A 17,689-nucleotide genomic window follows, 5' to 3' on the forward strand; every position below is an offset into this window, starting at 1 on the left:
TCTTTTATTGACATTATTAGTAATTTTACCTATAATAAAAATAAAAAAATAGGGGGCTTCATTATGAAATTAGAAGATTTCTGTGATATGGAAAAATTTGAAGAAATCATGAGTAACTGGGCGCTCAGCACCGGCCTTGCAACCGTAGCTGTTGGAGCTGATGGACAATATATCAGTGACTGCTATAATTTTACAGATTTTTGCATTAAGCTAACCAGAGGCAGTGCAGAAGGTTGTAAACGCTGTGAGAAAAACGATCGGGAAGGCGTTGGAGTATATTCCTGCCATGCCGGCCTTATGGACTTTGGCATTCCCATTACTTTAGATAATGGAACAGTGCTTGGAAGCATCATTGGCGGCCAGGTGCTGCCAGAAAACCCTGATGAAGAAAAATTCCGTCAGACAGCCAGAGAACTGAATATTGATGAAGATGAATATATCCAGGCGCTTCATGAAGTAAATGTCAAAACACAAACAGAAATTGAAGCCTCTGCTCATTTACTGGGAGACGTAATTAACATGTTTGTCCGGGCAAGTTATGCAACAATGCAGAATCATCAGCTTGTTTCCGAATTAAGAGACGGCATCAGCAAAGCGGCAGAGCAGCTTGTTTTGGCAAATGAAGATACAAAACAAATCGAAGGCTTCAGCAAACGTCAGAAAATTCTTGCCTTAAACGCCAGTATAGAAGCAGCAAGAGCCGGAGAAGCAGGAAAAGGTTTTTCCGTAGTTGCAAATGAAGTTCAAAAGCTTGCACAGGGTATGGGAGTGACAAGTGTACAGATTAAGCAGGCGCTGAACAATGTGACTGATACGATTATGTCATTGAACAAAGGGGAAGAAGATTAATCGCCTATAAGTCTGAAAATAAAGACAGCATGCAGAGTATACTACATATCATTCTAATAACATTAAGAACAGAAGGAGCCCATGTCACTTCCTCACAAACAAATTATAAGAACAGGACTGCATAGGCGCACCTGGATGAAATACATGTCCGTATTTTCCCTGACTTTTCAATAAAAAATCGGATCTACTATAATATTTCATGACGGAATTCACTAAAAAAAGAAGCCGGAATACTTATCTATTCCGACTCTTTTTTTCATTTTATTTTAAAGAAAACTATGCTAATTACTCTTCCTGCTCCTTCTGATCTGCTTCTGCTCTCTCCAGCAGCTCCTTCATCAATTCTTCATTCGTCTCCGTGCTCTCCGCTGGAGGTAACATTCTCTTTGCAGCCTCCCCAACTTCTTTCAGGCTCTGCTGTTCCTCTTCTTCTGTCAGCAAATCCTCTGCATCAGAATTATCCATCAACGACTGATCTTCCCTTACCTTAGCAATACTTGCAACTGTAATATCCTCATCCAGATTCATCAGCTTCACTCCGGAGGTTACACGGCCAAGAACAGAAATTCCTTCCACCTTCATCCGTATAATAATTCCCTCCGTAGTAATCATCATAATTTCATTTTCCTGGTTTACTGCCTTCACTCCTACGATATTGCCAGTTTTTTCCGTGATCTTGTAACATTTTACTCCCTTGCCGCCCCGGTTCTGAGGAGTAAATTCATCCATTCTGGTTAATTTACCAAGACCTTTTGCCGAAGCAATCAGCAGATATTCTCCCTGAGTATGCATCTGCATTCCTACCACTTCATCTCGATCTGACAGGTTCATGCCTATGACGCCCATGGAAGTTCTTCCGGTGCTTCTCACATCTGTTTCGTGGAACCGGATACACTGTCCATAGCGGGTCACCAGGATCATATCCTTGGTATTGTCCGTCATTTTCACCTCGATCAATTCATCCTCTTCCCGCAGACTGATGGCTCCCAAACCCTTTTTACGCACATTGGCATAATCCGCAACTGGAGTTTTCTTTACAATTCCATTTTTCGTAGCCATAAAAAGATAGTGATCATCTTTATATTCCCGAATTGGTATTACAGCCGTAATTTTTTCTCCTGGCTGAAGCTGAAGCAGATTGATAATTGCCGTTCCCCTGGCTGTCCTTCCTGCTTCCGGTATCTCATACGCCTTCATACGGTAGACCTTTCCGGTATTGGTAAAAAACATCAGATAATGGTGAGTGGTAGTCATCAAAAGTTCTTCGATATAATCATCTTCAATGGTTTCCATCCCTTTAATTCCTTTGCCGCCCCGGTTCTGGCTGCGGAAATTATCTACGCTCATGCGCTTAATATATCCTAATTTTGTCATAGTAATGACTGTATTGGAAACAGGAATCAAATCCTCCATGGAAATATCATATTCGTCAAATCCAATGGACGTTCTTCTTTCATCTCCAAATTTGTTGGAAATCACCATAATTTCTTCCCGAATCACGCCAAGAAGCTTCTTCTCATCTGCAAGGATTTCCTTTAATTCTTTGATTAATTCCATTAACTGATTATATTCCGCCTCCAGCTTCTCCCGTTCCAAACCGGTTAAAGCCCTAAGACGCATATCCACAATTGCCTGAGCCTGGGCGTCTGACAGCGCAAACCGCTCCATCAGCCTTGTCTTGGCAAGCTGAACATTATCACTGCTTCTTATAATGCTGATTACTTCATCAATATTGTCAAGGGCAATCAGCAATCCCTGCAAAATATGAGCGCGCTCTTCCGCTTTATTCAACTCATATTTCGTCCTTCTGGTCACAACCTCTTCCTGATGCTTCAGATAATATCCAAGCATATCATTTAAGTTCAGGACTTTCGGCTGGTTGTCTACCAGAGCAAGCATAATTACACCAAAGGTATCCTGAAGCTGGGTATGCTTATAAAGCTGATTTAAAATTACATTAGGATTCACGTCACGGCGAAGCTCAATGCAAATCCTCATTCCTTCCCGGTTGGACTCATCCCTTAAATCTGTAATCCCATCTACCTTTTTATCCCGCACCAAGTCAGCAATTTTCTCGATCAGCCTTGCCTTATTTACCATATAAGGCAGTTCTGTCACCACAATACGGTTCTTGCCATTTGGCATAGGTTCAATATCAGAAACGGCACGTACCTTAATCTTTCCCCTTCCTGTCCTGTAAGCCTGATCGATGCCGGAATTTCCAAGAATCATACCGCCGGTGGGAAAATCAGGGCCTTTTACAATTTTTAAGATCTCTTCAATTTCAGTGGCCCGATCCTCTTCAATTCTGTTGTCAATAATCTTTACCACTGCCCCTATTACTTCTCTAAGGTTATGAGGCGGTATATTCGTAGCCATGCCTACCGCAATTCCTGTGGTACCGTTAACCAAAAGATTGGGATAGCGGGATGGCAGAACCAGCGGTTCTTTCTCCGTTTCATCAAAGTTCGGCCCGAAATCAACAGTATCTTTATTGATATCTGCCAGCATTTCCATGGAAATCTTACTTAAACGTGCCTCTGTATAACGCATAGCAGCGGCGCCGTCACCGTCTACCGAACCGAAATTCCCGTGGCCGTCCACCAGCATATAACGGGTAGACCATTCCTGAGCCATATTTACCAATGCGCCATAAATAGAACTGTCGCCGTGAGGATGATATTTACCCATGGTATCACCCACAATACGGGCGCATTTACGGTGGGGTTTATCCGGTCCGTTGTTCAGTTCAATCATAGAATAAAGAATACGCCGCTGTACCGGCTTTAAGCCGTCCCTTACATCCGGAAGTGCACGGGATGCAATAACACTCATGGCATAATCTATATAAGATTTTTCCATGGTTTTCTTCAAGTCAATTTCATCAATCCGGTCAAATATTTTATCATCCATCTATTTCCCTCCATTACGCATCCTGTATTTGCATTCTTCCGGCACGTCTGCCACTTACGCATAGTTTCCATGTATCCGTTACACATCCAGATTCTGTACATATTTGGCATTGGCTTCAATAAATTCACGTCTCGGTTCCACCTTATCCCCCATCAGTGTGGTAAAGGTTAAATCTATTTCAGAAGCCGTTTCATCATTTATCATAACACGTTCCAAAATTCTGGTTTCCGGGTCCATAGTAGTTTCCCAGAGCTGTTCCGCATCCATCTCTCCCAAACCTTTATACCGCTGAATTTTGTTATTTCCATCCCTGCCGATTTCCTGAAGAATCTGATCCAGCTCCACCGCATCATAGGCATACCAGATCTTTTTATTCTTCTCTATCTTAAAAAGAGGCGGTTTTGCCAGATATACATACCCCTGTTTAATTAATTCCGGCATAAAACGATACATAAAGGTAAGCATCAGCGTACTGATATGAGCGCCGTCCACATCTGCGTCCGTCATAATAATAATTTTATGATATCTCAGCTTGGAAATATCGAAATCATCATGAATTCCCGTTCCAAACGCAGTGATCATTGCTTTAATTTCCGCATTACCATAAATTTTATCAAGCCTCGCCTTTTCTACATTCAGGATCTTTCCCCGAAGGGGAAGAATTGCCTGAGTTGCACGGCTTCTGGCTGTTTTGGCAGAACCTCCTGCAGAATCGCCCTCCACAATAAAAATTTCACAGTTTCTCGGATCTTTGTCAGAGCAGTCTGCCAATTTTCCGGGCAGAGACGTATTCTCCAAAGCAGTCTTCCTTCTGGTCAAATCCCTGGCTTTTCTTGCTGCTTCCCTGGCGCGCTGAGCCAGCAGTGATTTCTCACAGATCACCTTTGCAACTGCAGGATTCTGCTCCAGAAAATAGGTTAGCTGCTCGCTGACCACACTGTCTACAGCCCCTCTTGCCTCACTGTTTCCAAGCTTCTGCTTGGTCTGTCCCTCAAACTGTGGCTCCTGTATTTTAACGCTGATAATCGCCGTCATTCCCTCTCGAATGTCGTCACCGGAAAGAGCCGCTTCATTTTCCTTTAAAATCTTGTTTGCCTTGGCATAAGAATTAAACGTCTTTGTCAATGCATTCCGAAATCCCGCCAGATGGGTTCCTCCTTCCGGCGTAGTAATATTATTGACAAAACTGTAAGTGGCGTCATTATAAGAATCATTATGCTGCATGGCAACTTCCACATAAACGCCGTCCTTCTCTCCTTCACAATAAATCACACTGTCGTAAAGAGCTTCCTTACTGTGGTTCAAATAAGTGACAAATTCTTTAATTCCTCCTTCGTAATGGAATTCTTTTTCCTGTTCCACCCCTTCCCGCTCATCGATCAAACAGATTCTGATGCCCTTTGTCAGAAACGCCATTTCACGAAGCCTCTGTTTTAAAGTATCATAATCAAAAACTGTATCTTCAAAAATACTTCCGTCGGGAGAAAATGTTACCTGCGTGCCGCTTTTTTCCGGATCACAATCTCCGATTACTTTTAGGGGATACATACTTTTGCCTCTTTCATACCGCTGCTTATAAATTTTTCCCTCATGAAAAATCTCAACCTCCAGCCAGTTAGAAAGTGCGTTCACTACAGAAGCGCCCACTCCGTGAAGGCCGCCGGACACCTTGTAGCCGCCGCCGCCGAATTTTCCTCCTGCATGGAGCACAGTAAATACAACCTCCACTGCCGGAAGCCCTGCCTTATGATTGATTCCCACAGGAATTCCCCGACCGTTGTCCGTAACCTTTACGCAATTATCTTTCAAAATCCGAACTTCTATCGTATCACAATACCCTGCCAGAGCTTCATCTACAGAATTATCTACAATTTCATAGACAAGATGATGAAGTCCCCGCAGTGAAGTGCTGCCGATATACATTCCCGGCCTTTTTCGGACTGCCTCCAACCCTTCCAGAATCTGAATCTGATCTGCTCCATATTCCGCACTTGTATTTGTACTTGTACCCATCTAATACCTCCAATTTCTAAAAACCGTTCTCAGCCGTTACAGTTCCATTTACTACCTTAAAAACTTTGTTAATTTCAAATCTGTTTTTTACAAACTCATCAAGCCCCGTGCATGTAATAATTGTCTGAATATCATGAATGCTGTTTAACAGAAAATTCTGCCGACTGCTGTCTAATTCCGACAACACGTCATCCAGAATCAGAACCGGCGTCTCCTGAATGGATTCTTTTACCAGCTCTATTTCCGAAAGTTTTAAGGAAAGCGCACAGCTCCGCTGCTGTCCCTGAGAACCAAACCTGCGGATGTCAATGTCACGGATCAGAAAGCACATATCATCCCTGTGAGGACCCACAGAAGTCATGCCCAATTTCAAATCCCTTTCCTGATTTTTTACTAATTCCTCTTCCAGTCTCTCCTCCTCCACATCTGGCTCATAGCGAAGTTCCAGTTCCTCTTTATCACCGGATATTTTCTTATGTATTCCATATACAATATCATTTAATCTCTCCACAAAATGATTGCGTGAAGCAATGATCTTTTTTCCGTAATCAATAAGCTGCATATCCCAGACCGGAAGGGTATCCCTTAATTCAGGCCTGAAATTAATATCTTTTAAAAGTTTATTTCTCTGATTTAAGATCTTGTTGTAATTTGTAAGATGAAACAGATATATCTTATCAAGCTGACATAATTCAAAATCCAGAAATCTTCTTCGCTCAGAAGGGCCATTCTTTATAATATTCAGATCCTCCGGAGAAAAAAACACAATATTTAAGATGCCGAACAATTCCGCCGCTTTTTTAATAGGAATCTTATTAATAGCAATTCCTTTCGAACGGCTTTTTTTAATATGCATATCGATCTGATAGAGCTTTTCTCTCTTTTCTACAACAGTCCGAATATGCGCTTCTTCTTCCCCAAACTGTATCAGCTCCCGATCCCTGCTTCCCTTATGAGATCTTGTAGTACCGCTGACATAGACAGACTCAAGAACATTTGTTTTTCCCTGGGCATTGTCTCCATAGAGAATATTTGTTCCTTTGTCAAATTCCAGATATAAATCACTGTAATTGCGAAAATGATTCAAAGCAACGGATTTTAAGATCATTTTACAATTTTGATCATTTCCCCTTCCAGGGAAACAATATCTCCATCTACCAGTTTCTTACCTCTTTGATATTCTATCTCTCCATTGACAGCTACCATCCCATCCTGGATCACCATCTTGGCCATTACGCCGGAATCTACCAGATTCGCAGCCTTTAACGCCTGTCCCAGCTTAATATATTCATCCCTCAATTTTATCTCTACCATAATTTACTTCCTTTCTAGTTAGATGCTGCATTAAAATTCACCGGAAGAATCAGATAAATAAAAGTCTCATTGTCATCTTTGATAAAGCAGGGAGCTTTTGGATTTACCATATACAATGTAACCTCTTCTTCATCAATCACACGCAGCGCATCAATAAAAAATTTAGGATTAAATCCGATCAAAATGTCTTTTCCGTCTTTTTGAATATCAATATCTTCATTCATGGAACCGATGAATGAATTGATCTTTAATTCCATGTTTTCATCCGTTACATTCATAATAATAGGCTTCTTATCTCCTTCCTTTACCAGAAGAGTAGCACGATCAATGCAATCTAAAAGCTCCCGCTTATTGATTTTGATCTTGGTTTCATAATCAGAAGAAAGCATTTGTTCAATCTTGAAATATTCTCCCTCGATCAAACGTGATACTACAGTGGTATTGGCAAATTCAAATACAATATGATTCTCTGTAAAAAATATACTGACATATTCGTTGAGATCGCCAGGCAATATTTTGCTCACTTCCTGAAGAGTTTTGCCAGGTACAATCACTTTATAATGATCGTAGGCTTCTTTCAGATCAATATTGCGGATGGAAATACGATGTCCGTCCAAAGAAACTACTTTTAACTGATTTTCTGTGATCTCAAATAATTCCCCTGTCATCAGTTTATTATTATCACTGTCTGAAATGGAAAAAATTGTCTGCCGGATCACTTCCTTCAATGTAAATTGTGATAACAGTACAGGCTGATTTTTTTCTATATAAGGCAAATATGAAAAATCATCTCCTGATTTTCCTATAATATTGAATTTGGCCTTTTCACAGGTAATAATTGTTTTAAAATTATTATCGGTTATGATGGTAACTTCATTATCTGGAAGCTTCCGTACAATTTCAGAAAAAATCTTAGCGTCCAGTGCAATTACTCCTCGTTCTTCAATCGTTCCTTCTATCCTGGTTTCAATTCCCAATTCCATATCATTTGCTGTTAATTTTATCTCATTGGTAGAAGCGTCAATTAAAATGCATTCCAGAATGGCCATTGTTGTTCTGGAGGGTACTGCCTTCGATACAATATTAACTCCATGCAGAAGATTTGTTTTGGAACATATAATTTTCATGTTGTGTATAACTCCTTCCTGAACTTAAAAATCAATTTATGATAAGAGATTCATCTTAATCGTAATAGGGCTTGTTCATAAGTTCATAATCACGCAAAGCCTGAACTTTAAGGGCTTTCAGGTTAAAAATCTGCTGTATAACCCTGTGAATTTCGTCTTGAAAGGATATGGACAGGCTGTGAATAAAATAAAGGAACGATAATAAGCCCGTTGTCTGAAAAAATGCTTTTGTAAACAAACTTGAGGGTTTTCCAGTGGTTTCCACACATATTTTAAAATGTTATCCACAAAATCTTAATATCTTTAATTAATATCTTGATAAACAGCTTTATTTTGCTAATTGGGGTTAATTTTTTTCTTAATGGTTTCGATCAGATGGTGAAAATTCTCATCATTCTGATATTCTTCCGTTATCTTTTTGATTCCGTGAATAATGGTAGAGTGATCTCTACCGCCTAACAGAGCTCCGATTGTCTCAAGCTGGGCTGAAGTCATATTTTTGCATAAGTACATGGCAATCTGCCGGGGCTTGGCAATTTCGCTGCTGCGGTTTTTGGAAATCATCTGATCCGTAGAAATATTAAAATGTTCTGCTACAATCTCAATGACCAGCTGAGGCGTGATTTCCTTGGGCTTGTCCGGTGAAATAATATTCTGAAGCTCTCTGACAGCTACATCCATGGTAATTACGGTATCTTCCAAATTGGAAAAGGCAATAAGCTTATTCAGCGCCCCTTCCAGTTCCCGGATGTTGGATTTAATATTAATTGCAATATAATCAAGAACTTCATCGTCCAGATGAAATCCGTCAATTTCTTCTTTTCTTCTTAAAATAGCCATTCTTGTTTCGTAATCAGGATATCCAATATCAGCTAAAAGCCCCCACTCGAAACGGGAACGAATTCGTTCTTCCAGTGTTTCCATTTCTTTGGGCGGTTTATCTGAGGATAAAATAATCTGTTTTCTGGCGGAATGGAGTACATTAAAGGTATGGAAAAATTCTTCCTGAGTACTTTCTTTTCCAATGATGAACTGTACGTCGTCAATCATAAGAACGTCTACTGTCCGGTATTTGTCCCGAAGCTTTGTCATGGCTGAGGCGTTGCCGTTTCGAATGGAATCAATTACTTCATTGGTAAATTCTTCCGAAGTAACGTAAATCACTTTTTTTTCCGGCTGCTGCTGTAAGATAAAGTGTCCGATAGATTGCATCAGATGGGTTTTTCCTAATCCTGGGCCTCCGTAAATATAAAGGGGATTGTAGACTTCTCCGGGTGATTCCGCTACTGCAAGGCTTGCGGCATGGGCAAATTTGTTATTATTGCCGACGACAAAAGATTCAAAGGTATAGTTGGGGTTGAGATTACTTTTTTCTGTTCCTTGTGAAAATGATGAAGTTTTGCTTTTAAAAGACTTAAACCTGTCGGCCTGTTCCGGTAAAATAAATTCAAGATCATAATCAATGCCAGTAATCTCTGCAATGGCTACTTTAATAGGAAGTTTATATTTTTTTGTAATATAATTTATTCCCATCTGCTCAGATGGAACCAGAATATAGAGCTTTGAGCCTTCAATGTTGCATACACTTAGTGGTTTCAGCCAGGCATTAAAGGAAATGTCCGTAAGTTCGTGCTCTTCCTTTACTGTTCTGAGAATTTCTTCCCATTTTTCTAAAATAAGTTCCATAGTCTTCTCCAATGATTCTTTTTTATTAGTTCATAGTCTTCCATACTCTATAATAACCCAAATTCTCCGAAGAATCAATGAAAATTTTATTAGGCAGGGTTATAAACAATGTTTCTTATAAACATATCTACATCAAAAATTTACCTGTTTTCCAGGAAATCCAGAAACAAATAACGAAATATAAACAAACTTTCAAAAAGTTTTCCACAAGTTATCCACAAAACCTTGATAACTTTTTGAAATGTGGAAAATGTGGATAACTTGTGGATAAATGTTATTTATTCCTTATTAATAATGTGATATGTGAATAGGTGTGAATACTGTTGAAAGCAGAATTTTTTGAAAATTTTTGTCAAAAAATATCCACACTCAAATTTTTTGCCGGAAACTCAACAAATATGATAAAATAGCTTGACTTAACCTTATTTTTTGATATAATGAAACATGATGTTTTTTAGCACAGAGGAGGTGGATGACCCGTGAAAATGACATATCAGCCCAAAAAGAGATCCAGGAAGAAAGTTCATGGATTCAGAAAAAGAATGAGTACGAAGGGCGGAAGAAAAGTTTTAGCCGCAAGAAGATTAAAGGGAAGAAAGAGATTGTCAGCTTAGGCCACATCTATTGTGGTCTTTCTTCTTAAATTTTATTTTGTATTTCATATGAGTGTGGAAGCTTGCACAACAGCTATAGGGAGCAGCAGTTATGAAATTTTCAGAATCATTGAAAAAGAACAGTTATTTCCAGAATGTATATAAACATGGAAAATCTTATGCAAACCGTTTTTTTGTCATGTATGTTCTGGAAAACAATACAGAAAAGAACAGATTAGGAATATCAGTCAGTAAAAAAGTAGGAAATAGTGTTTTAAGACATCATATTACAAGGTTAGTACGGGAAGCTTATCGTTTACAGGAAGAAATGTTTGAAAATGGTCTGGATATTGTAGTCATTGCAAGAGCAGCAGCAAAAAATATTACTTATCGTGAAACTGAGAAAGCATTACTGCATCTTGGAGGACTTCATCACATTTTAATAAGAAAAGAAGATGGAATATTTTGAAACGTATATTAATTGCTTTAATTAGGCTATATAGGTTGTATTTGTCACCTTTAAAAACTACAAAATGCCCTTATTATCCTACCTGTTCCACTTATGGACTGGAAGCGATTCAGAAACATGGCGCATTAAAAGGGTCTTTGTTAGCAGGATGGAGAATATTAAGATGTAATCCTTTTTCAAAAGGCGGATACGATCCAGTTCCATGATTTTAGGAGGTTTGTTAATTGACGGAAATAATTTTGACCCAGTATCCTGGTAGATTCATAGGGCCGGTTGCTAAGCTGATCGGTTATATTATGAATGCCCTCTATACTTTTTTAGATAGTGCATTTGGCGTTCAGAACATTGCCCTGTGTATTATTTTATTTACAGTAATTATTTATATACTGATGTTTCCGCTGACTTATAAGCAGCAGAAATTTTCCAGGCTTTCTCAGGAGATGTCTCCGGAAATCAATGCAATTCGAGAAAAATATAAGAATAAAAAAGATCAGGTATCCATTCAGAAGATGAACGAGGAAACGCAGATGGTATACGAAAAGTACGGCGTATCTACCATGGGAAGCTGCGTTCAGCTTTTGATTAACTTTCCGATACTGCTTGCAATGTATCAGGTAATCCGTAATATTCCGGCATATGTCAGCAGTGTGAAGGATATTTATACTCCTCTGGTAGAGAAGATAATGGGAGTAAGCGGATATCAGGATACTATGACGGAATTTTTAAAGGAATCCGGAGTAGGTCTGGTAAAGCTTAATTTTGAAAGCGGCACTACCACAGTAAATTCTATTATTGATGTACTGTATGCATTACCAGGGCAGGGATGGGAGTTATTGAAGGACAGTTTTGCAGGGTTGACGGATATTATCAGTTCTACAGAAGCATCCGTCATCCATATGAATAATTTTTTTGGTATTAATATTGCCAACTCTCCTATGAATCTGATCAAAAGCGGATGGGGAGATAAGAATTTTCTTTTAATATTTGCAGCGCTTTTAATTCCCCTGATTTCTTATGGTTCACAGGTATTGAATATAAAGCTGATGCCGAATGCAAGCACAGGAGCTGCTGGAGGCGACAATGACGCAATGGCGAGACAGATGAAGACCATGAATACTGTTATGCCGCTGTTTTCATTGTTTATGGTATTTTCTGTTCCTGTAGGTCTTGGAATTTACTGGATTTCCGGTTCTGTGATCCGCTGTATCCAGCAGTTAGTGTTGAACCGGTATATGAAGAATCTTGATCTGGAAGTTATTATTGAGAAAAATAAGGAAAAAGTAAAGAAAAAGAAAGAAAAACAAGGTATTTACGAGAGCCAGATTGCAAACGCTGCCAGGATGAATACCAGAAAAATTTCTGAACCTGTCAGTACTGCGGAGAAAGAGTCAAAGATCCGTGAAAGAGAAGAGTATTCAAGGTCAGCAAGAAAAGGGAGTCTTTTAGAGAAGGCCAATATGGTGAAAGAGTTTAATGAACGCAACAACAAGTGATGGAAACAGGGGGAATTTTTGAATGGAGTTTATTGAAGTATCAGCAAAAACTGTAGATGACGCTATCACAGAAAGTCTTGTAAAACTTGGTACAACCAGCGATAAGATAGAATATGAAGTAATTGAAAAGGGAAGTTCTGGTTTTCTGGGAATAGGGAGCAGGCCGGCAGTCATAAAGGTTCGTAAGAAATCTGATGTGGAAGATTATGTGTATGATTTTCTCCACAATGTTTTCCTTGCTATGGAAATGGAAGTGGAGATATCCATTTCCAAAAGTGAGGACGGCAAGAATGTAGATGTGGAGTTAAAGGGAGAAGAAATGGGGGTTTTGATCGGAAAACGAGGACAAACCCTGGATTCTCTGCAGTATTTGACAAACCTTGCAGTTGGCAAGCAGGTGAATGAATATGTGAAAGTAAAGATTGATACAGAGGATTATCGGAAGAGAAGAAGGGACACTCTGGAGAATCTTGCAAAAAATATTGCTTATAAAGTAAAAAGAACCAAACGCTCTGTTTCTTTAGAGCCAATGAATCCTTTTGAACGGCGTGTGATTCATTCTGCACTGCAAAATGATCGTTATGTAAATACTCACAGTGAAGGGGAAGAACCTTACAGACATGTGGTAGTTACATTAAAGCGTAATAATAGTAATAGTAATAACAATAATAGTAATAACAATAATAGTAATAACAATAGTAATAACAATAATAATTAGAGCATAGTCATTTTCAGAATGAAGGTGATATGTTTAAGAAAAGGCTTTCTCAATGATAACACAGGTTTATTTTGAGAGAGCTTTTTTATTCCTGTGATAATGTTATGTTATTTTTAAGAAAATAATCTTTTGGCATACCAGCAGAAAATGATATCATTTATGATCAAGTCTATGTTTTTTCAGAAAGGAAATTGTTATGAGTACAGAGACAATTGCAGCCATTGCCACGGGTATGACAAATTCTGGAATTGGAATTGTCAGAATCAGCGGAAAAGAATCTTTTCAGATTATTGATCGAATTTACCGTTCGAAAAAAAGTACGAAGAAATTGTCAGAGGCAGCAAGCCATACCGTTCATTATGGATATATTTGTGATGGGGATCAAGTGATTGATGAAGTTATGGTTTTGATCCTGAAATATCCCAATACTTATACCATGGAGGATACAGTGGAAATAGATTGCCACGGCGGAACTCTTGTATTAAGGCGGGTGTTGGAAACAGTGTTAAAATACGGCGCAAGACCGGCGGAACCAGGAGAGTTTACGAAACGTGCATTTTTAAACGGAAGAATTGATCTGTCGCAGGCTGAGTCAGTGATTGATGTAATTAATGCTCAAAATGATTTTGCACTGGAATCTTCGCTGAATCAGCTTCAGGGAAGTGTAAGAAAAAAAATGAAACAAATCAGAAGTAAAATTCTTCATGAAATTGCTTTTATTGAATCTGCTTTAGATGATCCGGAACATATATCTATAGATGGATATGGTGAAAGGCTGATGAATCTATTAGAGCCCTTATCCATGGAAATAAAGGATTTGATCTTGTTTTCTGAGAATGGCGAGTTATTGAAAGAAGGGATAAATACTGTAATTATCGGAAAGCCAAATGTAGGAAAATCTTCCCTGATGAATGCGCTGACAGGGAAAGAACGTGCAATAGTTACAGAAATTGCAGGAACTACCCGTGATATTCTGGAAGAACAAATTAATTTAAATGGGATTACTTTAAATGTAGTTGATACTGCAGGAATCCATGATACGCAGGATCAAGTAGAAAGAATCGGTGTAGAAAAGGCAAGAGAATCTTTGACAAAAGCAGATCTTGTGATTTATGTTGCAGACTCCTCCATACCCTTGGATGAAAATGATACGAAGATTTTACATCTTTTGAAAGAGAAAAAAACAGTTGTGCTGCTGAATAAATCTGATTTGCCCCAAATGATTTCGGAGAAAGAAATATATAAGATTATGGATGAAAAAGCCAAGAATATTCCCATAATTTCTGTTTCTGCAAAAGAAGGAACTGGAGTGAAGGAACTGGAAGAAACCATTAAAGAATTATTTTTTCATGGTAAAATTTCTTATAATAATGAAATATTTATTACAAATATAAGGCAGAAAGCAGCATTACAGCAGGCATTGGACAGTTTAATGATGGTAAAGAAAAGTATTGAAGATCAAATGCCGGAGGATTTCTTTTCCATTGATCTTGTCAATGCTTGTGAGTCTTTGGGAAAGATTACCGGAGATTCTGTAGGAGAGGATCTGGTAAATGAAATATTTTCAAAGTTTTGCATGGGAAAATAGGGAAAGATCCGATACATGAAATATTTTTAAAATTGTTGGAAAGGAGAAGTTTGTATGCCTTTTGTAAAAGAAGAATATGATATCTGTGTGGTAGGCGCAGGCCATGCAGGATGCGAAGCTGCCCTTGCCTGTGCCAGGCTCGGTTTTCAGACCATTATGTTTACTGTCAGTGTGGAAAGCATTGCGTTAATGCCATGTAATCCCAACATAGGAGGAACTTCTAAGGGACATTTAGTCAGGGAAATTGATGCTCTTGGAGGGCAGATGGGGATCAATATAGACCAAACATTTATTCAGTCAAAGATGCTGAATGTTTCCAAAGGACCGGCAGTACATTCTCTCCGGGCTCAGGCCGATAAAGCAGAGTACAGCCGAAGAATGAGGCAGACCTTGGAAAATACAGAAGGATTAACCATTCGTCAGGCGGAAGTAACAGAGCTGATGGCGGAGGACGGAATCATTAAGGGAGTTAAAACTTTTTCCGGTGCTTCTTATTACAGTAAAGCGGTGATACTTTGTACAGGCACTTATTTAAAGTCCAGATGTCTGTATGGAGATGTGGTAAACCATACCGGTCCAAATGGGCTGCAGTCAGCCAATCATTTGTCTGAATCATTGAAAAATTATGGAATTGAATTGTTTCGTTTTAAAACAGGGACCCCTGCGAGAATAGATAAACGTTCCGTAGATTTCAGCAAAATGCAGGAGCAGAAAGGGGATGAGAGAGTAGTTCCTTTTTCTTTTACTACAGATCCCAAAGAGGTGCAGATTCATCAGGAATCCTGTTGGCTTACTTATACTAATGGAACGACTCATGAAATTATTCGTAAAAATTTAGATCGATCTCCTCTGTATTCTGGGGTGATTGAAGGAACCGGGCCGAGATATTGTCCTTCTATTGAAGATAAAGTGGTAAAATTTTCGGATAAAGAGAGGCATCAGGTATTTATTGAACCGGAAGGATTATATACAAATGAAATGTATGTAGGAGGAATGTCCAGTTCTCTGCCGGAAGATGTTCAGTATCAAATGTACCGCAGCGTGGCAGGATTGGAAAATGTTAAGATTGTCCGCAACGCTTACGCTATTGAATATGATTGCATTAATCCAAGACAGTTGTATCCTTCCCTGGAATTTAAAACAATCCAGGGGCTGTTTTCCGGGGGGCAGTTTAATGGAAGTTCCGGCTATGAGGAAGCAGCAGCCCAGGGATTAGTGGCAGGAATCAATGCGGCGATGTATGTAAAAGGAAAAGAACCTTTGATCCTGGATCGTTCTACATCTTATATTGGAGTGCTGATTGATGATCTTGTAACAAAAGATAATCGGGAACCCTATCGTATGATGACATCCAGAGCAGAATATCGTTTGCTGCTGCGTCAGGATAATGCAGATTTACGTCTGTCTAAGATTGGATATGAGATTGGATTGATCAGTCAGGAAAGATATGATTACGTTGTGGAAAAGGAACGCCTGATCCAACAAGAGGTGAAGAGAGTTCAACAGGTAAATATTGGTGCAAATGCTATGGTTCAGGAAGTTTTAAAGGAGCATAAAAGTACTCCGCTGAAAACAGGGACAACTCTTGCTGAGTTAATCAGGAGGCCGGAGCTTTCGTATGAAGATCTTGCTGAAATTGATGAGGAAAGACCAAACCTTCCAGAAGATGTGAAAGAACAGGTAAATATAAATATCAAGTATGACGGGTATATTCGAAGGCAGCTGAAGCAGGTAAAAGAATTTAAAAAATTAGAGAAGAAAAAGCTTCCAGAACAGTTTGATTACGATCAGGTAAAAAGTCTAAGAATTGAAGCGAAACAAAAGCTGAATCTGTATCAGCCAGTCAATGTGGGACAGGCTTCCAGAATTTCCGGAGTGTCGCCGGCAGATATTTCTGTACTGTTGGTATATTTCGAGCAGAAGAACCGCAGCTAAACATTATGTAGATTTTTTAAGGCCATTTGTTCTACCAGCAGGTATATTTCGAGCAGAAGAGCCGCAGTTAGACAGGAGGTTATTGTTATCATTAAGGAAAAAGAATATCAATTGGATAAGTTTTACTCTGGGTTAAAAAAATTAGGACTTGAATGTTCTGGAAAACAGATCAACCAGTTTCTTACTTTTTATGAAATGCTAATTGAAAAAAATAAGGTGATGAATTTGACTGCTATCACGGAATTTGAAGATGTGGTTGAAAAACATTTTCTGGATTCTTTAAGCCTTACGGAAACGATAAATTTAAATCAGAGATTAAGAGTATTAGATTTGGGAACCGGAGCAGGATTTCCGGGGATACCCCTTAAGATCGCTTTTCCGGAATTAGAAATTGTATTAATGGATTCCTTGAATAAACGAATATTATTTTTAAAGGAAGTGTTAAATGAATTAGAACTTTCGGATATCACTGCAATTCATGGAAGGGCAGAAGAGATGGCTGTAAAGGCAGAATACAGGGAAACATTTGATTTGTGTATTTCTCGGGCGGTGGCGAATCTTTCTTCTTTAAGTGAGTATTGTATTCCTTTTGTAAAAATTGGCGGAACTTTTGTTTCTTATAAATCCGGTGAAATTGAGGATGAAGTTGTCCAGTCAAAAAAAGCAATTTCTGTATTAGGAGGAAAAATTGTAAAGGTACAGAAATTTACTCTGCCAGACACGGATGTTTCCAGATCACTTGTTCAAATTAGGAAGCAGAAGAGAACGCCTAAGAGTTATCCAAGAAAATCGGGTACCCCTACCAGAAATCCAATTCGTTAAATGATACAAAATCACGTGATAGTCAATGATAAAAATTCGGCCCCATTAAAGTTTAGCTCATAAGCATGATTATTTGTAAAAGATTTGCTGTTCTTCTAAAAAGAGTGTGGACAGCAAATCTTTTGGTTCACAGGCATATTTGAAAAACTATGGGGCCGGCTAAAATTCT

General features: G+C 38.9%; 15 protein-coding genes. 9 read left to right on the forward strand and 6 right to left on the reverse strand.

The features are described from left to right. Nucleotides 1–63 precede the first annotated feature (63 nt). The gene (locus E5329_RS12380; RefSeq protein WP_135989844.1) at nucleotides 64–849 is read left to right on the forward strand and encodes a PocR ligand-binding domain-containing protein; all 786 of its coding nucleotides are present in this window, start codon (nucleotides 64–66) and stop codon (nucleotides 847–849) included. Between the two features lie 285 nt (nucleotides 850–1,134). Here the strand turns inward: E5329_RS12380 and gyrA are convergent, their stop codons facing one another. The 6 genes from gyrA to dnaA form a co-directional block, all read right to left on the reverse strand. Beyond that, nucleotides 1,135–3,762: a DNA gyrase subunit A gene (gene gyrA, locus E5329_RS12385; protein ID WP_135989845.1), complete on the reverse strand. Its 2,628-nt coding sequence runs from the start codon at nucleotides 3,760–3,762 to the stop codon at nucleotides 1,135–1,137. A 78-nt stretch (nucleotides 3,763–3,840) separates the two neighbouring features. Further along, complete coding sequence (gene gyrB / locus E5329_RS12390; protein ID WP_135989846.1) at nucleotides 3,841–5,775, reverse strand: DNA topoisomerase (ATP-hydrolyzing) subunit B; 1,935 nt, start codon at nucleotides 5,773–5,775, stop codon at nucleotides 3,841–3,843. A 16-nt stretch (nucleotides 5,776–5,791) separates the two neighbouring features. After that, nucleotides 5,792–6,883 carry a DNA replication/repair protein RecF gene (gene recF, locus E5329_RS12395; RefSeq protein ID WP_135989847.1) on the reverse strand — a complete coding sequence of 364 codons (1,092 nt, stop codon included), beginning with the start codon at nucleotides 6,881–6,883 and terminating at the stop codon, nucleotides 5,792–5,794. Continuing rightward, nucleotides 6,880–7,089: an RNA-binding S4 domain-containing protein gene (locus E5329_RS12400; protein ID WP_135989848.1), complete on the reverse strand. Its 210-nt coding sequence runs from the start codon at nucleotides 7,087–7,089 to the stop codon at nucleotides 6,880–6,882. The genes recF and E5329_RS12400 overlap by 4 nt, the downstream gene beginning before the upstream one ends. Before the next feature lie 14 nt (nucleotides 7,090–7,103). After that, complete coding sequence (dnaN, locus tag E5329_RS12405) at nucleotides 7,104–8,216, reverse strand: DNA polymerase III subunit beta (protein ID WP_135989849.1); 1,113 nt, start codon at nucleotides 8,214–8,216, stop codon at nucleotides 7,104–7,106. Nucleotides 8,217–8,552: 336 nt separating this feature from the next. Beyond that, nucleotides 8,553–9,902, reverse strand: coding sequence for a chromosomal replication initiator protein DnaA (gene dnaA, locus E5329_RS12410; protein ID WP_135989850.1), 1,350 nt, complete (start codon nucleotides 9,900–9,902; stop codon nucleotides 8,553–8,555). A 479-nt stretch (nucleotides 9,903–10,381) separates the two neighbouring features. Here dnaA and rpmH point away from each other — a divergent pair, with 479 nt between their 5' ends. The 8 genes from rpmH (at nucleotide 10,382) to rsmG (ending at nucleotide 17,520) form a co-directional block, all read left to right on the forward strand. Next, entirely contained in the window at nucleotides 10,382–10,516 is a 135-nt protein-coding gene (gene rpmH, locus E5329_RS12415) for a 50S ribosomal protein L34 (RefSeq protein ID WP_135989851.1), read from the forward strand. Nucleotides 10,517–10,607: 91 nt separating this feature from the next. Then, nucleotides 10,608–10,964: a ribonuclease P protein component gene (rnpA, locus tag E5329_RS12420; protein WP_135989852.1), complete on the forward strand. Its 357-nt coding sequence runs from the start codon at nucleotides 10,608–10,610 to the stop codon at nucleotides 10,962–10,964. After that, nucleotides 10,961–11,170, forward strand: coding sequence for a membrane protein insertion efficiency factor YidD (gene yidD, locus E5329_RS12425; RefSeq protein WP_275443219.1), 210 nt, complete (start codon nucleotides 10,961–10,963; stop codon nucleotides 11,168–11,170). The genes rnpA and yidD overlap by 4 nt, the downstream gene beginning before the upstream one ends. A gap of 18 nt (nucleotides 11,171–11,188) precedes the next feature. Further along, nucleotides 11,189–12,457 (forward strand): YidC/Oxa1 family membrane protein insertase, encoded by a 1,269-nt coding sequence (locus E5329_RS12430; RefSeq protein ID WP_135989853.1) that lies wholly within the window; start codon nucleotides 11,189–11,191, stop codon nucleotides 12,455–12,457. A gap of 22 nt (nucleotides 12,458–12,479) precedes the next feature. Then, a complete protein-coding gene (gene jag / locus E5329_RS12435) occupies nucleotides 12,480–13,175 on the forward strand; it encodes an RNA-binding cell elongation regulator Jag/EloR (RefSeq protein ID WP_135989854.1) in 696 nt (231 codons plus the stop codon). Between the two features lie 196 nt (nucleotides 13,176–13,371). Next, complete coding sequence (mnmE, locus tag E5329_RS12440) at nucleotides 13,372–14,763, forward strand: tRNA uridine-5-carboxymethylaminomethyl(34) synthesis GTPase MnmE (RefSeq protein ID WP_135989855.1); 1,392 nt, start codon at nucleotides 13,372–13,374, stop codon at nucleotides 14,761–14,763. Between the two features lie 54 nt (nucleotides 14,764–14,817). Further along, nucleotides 14,818–16,698 carry a tRNA uridine-5-carboxymethylaminomethyl(34) synthesis enzyme MnmG gene (gene mnmG, locus E5329_RS12445; RefSeq protein WP_135989856.1) on the forward strand — a complete coding sequence of 627 codons (1,881 nt, stop codon included), beginning with the start codon at nucleotides 14,818–14,820 and terminating at the stop codon, nucleotides 16,696–16,698. 111 nt (nucleotides 16,699–16,809) lie between these two features. Next, nucleotides 16,810–17,520 (forward strand): 16S rRNA (guanine(527)-N(7))-methyltransferase RsmG, encoded by a 711-nt coding sequence (gene rsmG / locus E5329_RS12450; RefSeq protein ID WP_275443220.1) that lies wholly within the window; start codon nucleotides 16,810–16,812, stop codon nucleotides 17,518–17,520. The last annotated feature ends 169 nt before the right edge of the window (nucleotides 17,521–17,689 follow it).

This window comes from Petralouisia muris (assembly GCF_004793545.1).
In the GTDB taxonomy this organism is placed as follows: Bacteria; Bacillota; Clostridia; order Lachnospirales; family Lachnospiraceae; genus Petralouisia; species Petralouisia muris.

Bases quoted from the DNA above. Each gene is read 5' to 3' on its own strand.
- dnaA (WP_135989850.1), bottom strand. From the start codon at position 9,902: ATGGAACTTATTTTAGAAAAATGGGAAGAAATTCTCAGAACAGTAAAG.
- mnmG (WP_135989856.1), top strand. From the start codon at position 14,818: ATGCCTTTTGTAAAAGAAGAATATGATATCTGTGTGGTAGGCGCAGGC.
- dnaN (WP_135989849.1), bottom strand. From the start codon at position 8,216: ATGAAAATTATATGTTCCAAAACAAATCTTCTGCATGGAGTTAATATT.
- mnmE (WP_135989855.1), top strand. From the start codon at position 13,372: ATGAGTACAGAGACAATTGCAGCCATTGCCACGGGTATGACAAATTCT.
- E5329_RS12380 (WP_135989844.1), top strand. From the start codon at position 64: ATGAAATTAGAAGATTTCTGTGATATGGAAAAATTTGAAGAAATCATG.
- gyrB (WP_135989846.1), bottom strand. From the start codon at position 5,775: ATGGGTACAAGTACAAATACAAGTGCGGAATATGGAGCAGATCAGATT.
- gyrA (WP_135989845.1), bottom strand. From the start codon at position 3,762: ATGGATGATAAAATATTTGACCGGATTGATGAAATTGACTTGAAGAAA.
- rnpA (WP_135989852.1), top strand. From the start codon at position 10,608: ATGAAATTTTCAGAATCATTGAAAAAGAACAGTTATTTCCAGAATGTA.
- E5329_RS12400 (WP_135989848.1), bottom strand. From the start codon at position 7,089: ATGGTAGAGATAAAATTGAGGGATGAATATATTAAGCTGGGACAGGCG.
- recF (WP_135989847.1), bottom strand. From the start codon at position 6,883: ATGATCTTAAAATCCGTTGCTTTGAATCATTTTCGCAATTACAGTGAT.
- jag (WP_135989854.1), top strand. From the start codon at position 12,480: ATGGAGTTTATTGAAGTATCAGCAAAAACTGTAGATGACGCTATCACA.